We start from the raw sequence: 4,600 nt of genomic DNA on the forward strand, positions 1-4,600 counted from the left end.
ATCTTGCTAAGGCTATCAGCGAGGTATCTTGGTCACAATTTCGCACAATGTTGGAATATAAAGCAAATTGGTACGGAAAACAGGTTGTGATCGTAGCGAAAAATTTCCCTTCCAGTCAGCTTTGTTCCACGTGTGGTCATAAGTATAAAGACGTTAAAAATCTTGCTTTGCGTGAGTGGGAGTGTCCTACGTGTAAAACCCGTCACGATAGAGATATTAACGCAAGTTTGAATCTTCGTAACGAAGCATTACGATTAACCGCAGGAACTGCGGGGATAGCCTAATCCATAACTAACTAATAGGTTGGTGTTCTTAGGAATCCCCCACTTCAATCAGACCATAAGGTCGATAAGTGGTGGGTAGTTCAAATTAACAAGCTTGCTGATATTGAATGTAGAGGTGCTAAAAGATCTAATTAAACAGTCCATGACATTTTTAAGAGAAACCTATCCGGACGCAAGTAACTAAAAGAGAGACTTAAGGAATGGTTCTATGATTGGGAGGGGAACAATTTGATTCGATTAATCCTAATGACTATAGTATTTCTCCTATTATACGGTTGTTCTCCTGACATAGAAAAAGAGGAAGTAATGTTATCTTCTGGTGTTCAATATATTGGCGATAATGAATCGATGGTACAAGCATTCGAAAAGCTTCCAACCCATGTAAAGTATTCCTCGGTGATTGATAACTCATTAGAAGAGTATAAGCTTGTCATCATTGAGCCTCATTATATAAAACAGATAACAAAAGAAAAATTAATCGAGTCTATTCAGGATGGCTTTTTCATCTTCTTTATTAATTTAGATGATAGGAATTGGATACAAGAGGCATATTTCGATCAGTTAGGTTATACGGAGAAGAAGTTTGATAAGGTATGGACAGAGCATATATACCTTCATAATGGTCAACTCCAGTCTGTTACTTTAAGTACTAATTCTGATATAGAGAACCAGCTACTACAATGGATTCAATACTTTGATCGGTATAAAGAAGGGAGCTTATAAGTGGGGATCGTAATGATACAGAGGAAGAATAATGGTTTTCGATTTCTTGATTTTTTAATATTGGAAGAAAAGGATATGAGTAGCTTTGAGATGCTAGCAGGATCCTATGCTATTTTACAATGCGAAGATAAGTTTTTGCTTTGTTTTAATAAATGGCGAAATCAGTGGGAAATTCCAGCCGGAAGTCGAGAGGGGCAGGAAAGTGCTAAGCAAAGGATTCCAATAATCTGAACGTTGCTCTGCTAGATACAAGTTCAAGATAAGGAGAAGGGAGTTTAAAGGATGGAGGAGTGGAGAGGTTCAGCGGCTATTTGTATCCATAATAGGGAAGTGTTAATGGTTAGAGCAAAAGGGAGTAGCCAATGGGCAGTCCCTTCTGGTGGCATAGAGGAAGGAGAGACACCAGAGCATTGTTGTATACGGGAAGTGAAAGAGGAAACGGGCTACACTGTTACGATTAAAGAAGAAATTTATGTTAAAAAAGTTGTTAAGCGGGGTATTTCCGTTACGACACATTATTTTGTAGTGGATAGGATTAGTAACAGCAGTGGAATTAATGATCCTGACCAATTGATTGAGGAGATGGCATGGTTTTCATTAGAGGGTTTAGCGGTGATTGAGCATGCCTATCCTGAGGATGAAAAATTAATAGAAAAGTGCTTAAAAAGCCAGATGATAGATTAGTACTAACATCTGGCTTTTTTGTTGGCTTTTTTGTTTAATATTAGTAGCTGTATTCATGTGCGGAGGTGGCACCTTGCTGGTGTAAATAGTTGTATACATCACGATAAAATCGAATATCTATTTCTCCTGCAATATATTTCTTTTGATAGTAATCTAATATATCGTTCAATGTTTTAGGAGATTCTTTTCGTTCCATCTCATAGTCAGAAACTAATTCATTGATTAGCATATAATGCCCTCCTTATCAAAAAGTTGCTAGTACAACTGTATAACATGTATATGTTTCAGTGTGGGATATCATGATAAAAAGTTGCTAATTATTGGAGGGACTTACTTAAACGCTTTATGTGAAATGGTAAAAAATGAGGAGGAACGAGCGATGCTTCCTCCTACCAATCCTCAATATTCAAACGATAGCTCAGGTAATTCTATCGTTTTCAACATTTGCTTTTGCTTTAAATCATACACCTTCATTTGATCCCAAGATAAGGTGTAAAGGCTATCTTCTACCGAAACAATTCTTTTAATCTCAGAAGTCCATTCTGGGTAGTTGTTAAACGTTTCCTGGTGTGTAATCGTATCCAGTAGACGAATCCCATCTGGGGTAATTTCATATAGTAATGCCCCTTCGAAAATAACACTGTATTCCTCGTAGCTTATATCACCTTTATGGACCGTCTTTGTTTCGGATAGTGTTGCAGGAAAGCCATAAATATTTTCGGTTGGATGCTTATACAGTACTTTGTGATTATAGAGTAGTTCAGAATAGGAACCACCTTGACCAATTACTTCTGAGAATTTTTCCTTCGGGTTGGTTGGATCGGTCACATCAAAGACGGAAATCTTTAATCCATTTGTAAGAACGATTGGTTCGTTCATGCCGTCTTCTTTTTCGACTTTCGTATCTTGCCCAAATCCTATGACATGATTCTCATCGAGCGGATGCAAGTAGTTACTAAACCCAGGAATCTTTAATTCTCCGAGAACAGTTGGATTCGATGGATCTTGTAAATCGATGACAAACAATGGATCTACTTCTTTAAATGTAACCATATAAGCTACTTCATCCATAAAGCGGACACTGTAAATCCGTTCGCCTTCTGCTAATCCCTCTAAAGCCCCAACAGGCTTTAAGTTTTCATCAAACGTATATAAATTGTTAGTAGATAACGATGCTTCATCCCAAGTATTCCCTTTAGTCGTCGCCACTCGGAATATTCCATTTCGTTCGTCCATTGCAAATTGGTTAACTAGTGTACCATTTACTATGGTTGATGCATGGTATGTTAACGTACCTTCTGCAATTTGGAACTGTGAAATTTCAGTATCTGCTTCCCTTGGTAGCCATATCATCATGTCACTTGAAGCAACTTCACTAGCATCGGTTCCATCATTTTCGGTTTCTTCATTTTCCATTTCCTTATATTTATTTACCGCTATATAAAGATTGTTATGAGACATATAGATTTGCTGAGATGCACCAAGGTAGGTCTCCATATTTGCTTCCTTTTCCATATCGTTAAGGTCTATGGAAGTAAGAATTAGAAATTGTTCTTCCGTACTATCTGGAAAGAAATACATATCAGGAAAAGCAACAGGTTTGCTTTCGTCACCAACAGTAGAATCCTTTATAAATGGCCTTACATCTACATCCTCATTGGAACTTAAAATATGGTATGGAGGGTATTCGTTAGCAATTAAATATAAATAACCATCTAGAATTCTGGATGAACTATAATATCCTTCTTGACTCACTTCACGAATTTGTTTTGGATTTTTAGGATCTTTGACATCATAAATTAAGGTAGAAGTCTGACTGAAGAAAATAGGCTCCGCACCCTTTAATTCCTTATCTCGGAGTGGTTCTGTTTTTTCTCCAATGACAATTAAAAGGTCTTGATATAGGTAAATTTCTTGTGGGTAATAATTCTTCACTTTTATTCGGCTTAATAATTGGCTGTTTTCCTTATCTGCTGAGGTGATGAGAATATCCCCATCACGTACGAAGAAAAGGGATTTGCCATCAGTCTTTATGATGTCTCCTTCATCTACTCCTTCTACTTGAATGTTTGTCATAGAGCTTTCACCATCTCCCGTATGACCTTTACTTGCATCAGCAGCACCATCAAGAGATTCCTCCTGCATGGTAGAGAAGCTTTGTTTTTCATTTTGTTGTGTCGTTCGTTCTTTCAATAACGTGAGAAGCTGTTTTTGATCTTTAATGTTAGGTAACTGTGTTACTGCAGTGAAAGCATGTTGTAATGGCTTAGCAAGTTTATCACCGTCTGCGGTTTTAACATCACTAGTAATGGTAATATCATACGATTTATCAACGGTATAACCATTCTCTGGTGCGAAAAGTGTTAGTATCGTGTATGAATCATTCCACTCTAACTCGGTTGGAATTCGTTCACCTTGATTATTAGTAACGATTACCGTTTCTTCCGTAAAGGTCTTTGGATCCATCGATTCTGAAAAGTGTATGGTCCAATCTTTAAATGTTGGAACAAAACTAGATGCAGATGGTATCTCTGCTGTAATTTTGTTAGAGAATCCAAACACCACGAGTAACCAAACACCAATAATGGAAATGATACTGATTAGTACTATCTTTTTATACACATTCTCCACCTCATTCGTATAGGAAAAATGAACCTTTACGAATAAGACGTAGACAATTTCCATAATGTTTCAAGATACCAATAAAATATCGTAATCGTAGCTCAAACGAAGATTTGCTTGATATGCTGATAAGGGGAAGGTAACCACAAAAAAGAAGAGTCTGGGACAAAAGAATTTATCTTAAAGGAAAAACCGAATGATGAGCAATGACCACGCTCCGGAAATATACTTCGCTTTCACTTCCAGTACAGGGGCGACATCTGCTCGATAAAACCATCGCAGTGTCT

At 37.3% G+C, this 4,600-nt stretch carries 6 protein-coding genes; 4 read left to right on the plus strand and 2 right to left on the minus strand.

Annotation, left to right across the window (positions count from 1 at the left end; all coding sequences use genetic code 11):
* The 4 genes from AAIB49_RS19450 to AAIB49_RS19465 all read left to right on the plus strand — a co-directional run.
* A partial coding sequence (locus tag AAIB49_RS19450) for a zinc ribbon domain-containing protein (protein ID WP_343459008.1) occupies positions 1 to 284 on the plus strand: 284 nt, incomplete at its 5' end.
* A gap of 228 nt (positions 285 to 512) precedes the next feature.
* Positions 513 to 1,007: a hypothetical protein gene (locus AAIB49_RS19455; RefSeq protein ID WP_343459009.1), complete on the plus strand. Its 495-nt coding sequence runs from the start codon at positions 513 to 515 to the stop codon at positions 1,005 to 1,007.
* The gene (locus tag AAIB49_RS19460) at positions 1,008 to 1,238 is read left to right on the plus strand and encodes an NUDIX hydrolase (protein ID WP_343459010.1); all 231 of its coding nucleotides are present in this window, start codon (positions 1,008 to 1,010) and stop codon (positions 1,236 to 1,238) included.
* 51 nt (positions 1,239 to 1,289) lie between these two features.
* Positions 1,290 to 1,691: an NUDIX hydrolase gene (locus AAIB49_RS19465; protein WP_343459011.1), complete on the plus strand. Its 402-nt coding sequence runs from the start codon at positions 1,290 to 1,292 to the stop codon at positions 1,689 to 1,691.
* A 40-nt stretch (positions 1,692 to 1,731) separates the two neighbouring features.
* On the opposite strand, the gene yppF is transcribed toward AAIB49_RS19465, so the two are convergent.
* Together yppF and AAIB49_RS19475 are read right to left on the minus strand one after the other, a co-directional pair.
* The gene (yppF, locus tag AAIB49_RS19470; protein ID WP_186869371.1) at positions 1,732 to 1,920 is read right to left on the minus strand and encodes a YppF family protein; all 189 of its coding nucleotides are present in this window, start codon (positions 1,918 to 1,920) and stop codon (positions 1,732 to 1,734) included.
* Between the two features lie 170 nt (positions 1,921 to 2,090).
* Positions 2,091 to 4,313 (minus strand): beta-propeller domain-containing protein, encoded by a 2,223-nt coding sequence (locus AAIB49_RS19475; RefSeq protein ID WP_343459012.1) that lies wholly within the window; start codon positions 4,311 to 4,313, stop codon positions 2,091 to 2,093.
* Between the last annotated feature and the right edge of the window lie 287 nt (positions 4,314 to 4,600).

Source organism: Ornithinibacillus proteolyticus, assembly GCF_039581225.1.
Classification (GTDB): Bacteria; Bacillota; Bacilli; order Bacillales; family Amphibacillaceae; genus Ornithinibacillus; species Ornithinibacillus massiliensis.